Genomic DNA, 643 nt, shown 5'->3' with positions numbered 1-643 from the left:
ATCGGGCCGCCAGGACAAAGCGTCCGACGAGATGGATGACGTTGGTCGGCAAATATTTGTAGACTTGGGTCCGCGCGAAAACGCGCATTGCACGGACCGCGGAGATTGCCCTTTCTCCGACCGAAACCAACAGGGTGAACCAGGCGAACCCCACAAGCTGCAGCGCGAGCGCATAGAGAAGCGCACAGGACACGACCACGAAAACGAACCGAGGACGCTGCAGCATCTCGGCGAGTTGATCGGCGTATCCGTAGACGGAGCGTATGACAAAATACATTGCCGCAATGGCAATGACGGCACCGCCGGCACGAATGATCCTAGAGTTCGGCACGAGCGCCGATCGGCTTCACAGGCAGCCTGCCGTCGGAACTTGCAATTTCGGCGACAATGCCCGGGTCGCGATTGCCACGGGTCGCAACAATCAACTCGGCGACCATGCCAAACAGCGTGAACTGCACCCCGACGATCATCAGGAGCGTCGAGACAAGCAGCAACGGACGGCCGCCAATGGCTTCACCGCCAAACCACCGCGCACAGAGAAACAGGAAAATCAGGAAGCCGATCGAGAAGACGGCCACACCCAGGCCACCGAAAAGATGGCCGGGGCGCGAATTGAACTTCGTGATGGTCACGACTGTGAGCA

The 643-nt window shown here is 59.3% G+C and carries 1 protein-coding gene and 1 pseudogene; both read right to left on the bottom strand.

Annotation, left to right across the window (positions count from 1 at the left end; all coding sequences use genetic code 11):
- On the bottom strand, nucleotides 1-331 hold a 331-nt coding region (locus ACXJ7R_RS35605), incomplete at its 3' end, for a hypothetical protein (protein WP_457155870.1).
- A pseudogene (locus ACXJ7R_RS35600) lies at nucleotides 318-643 on the bottom strand (glycosyltransferase); the annotation flags it as partial. The pseudogene ACXJ7R_RS35600 and the gene ACXJ7R_RS35605, both read right to left, overlap by 14 nt.

It is taken from the genome of Mesorhizobium sp. P5_C1 (assembly GCF_054049815.1).
Note: the sequence above shows the minus strand (reverse complement) of the source record. Positions and strands in the feature narration are given on the sequence as shown.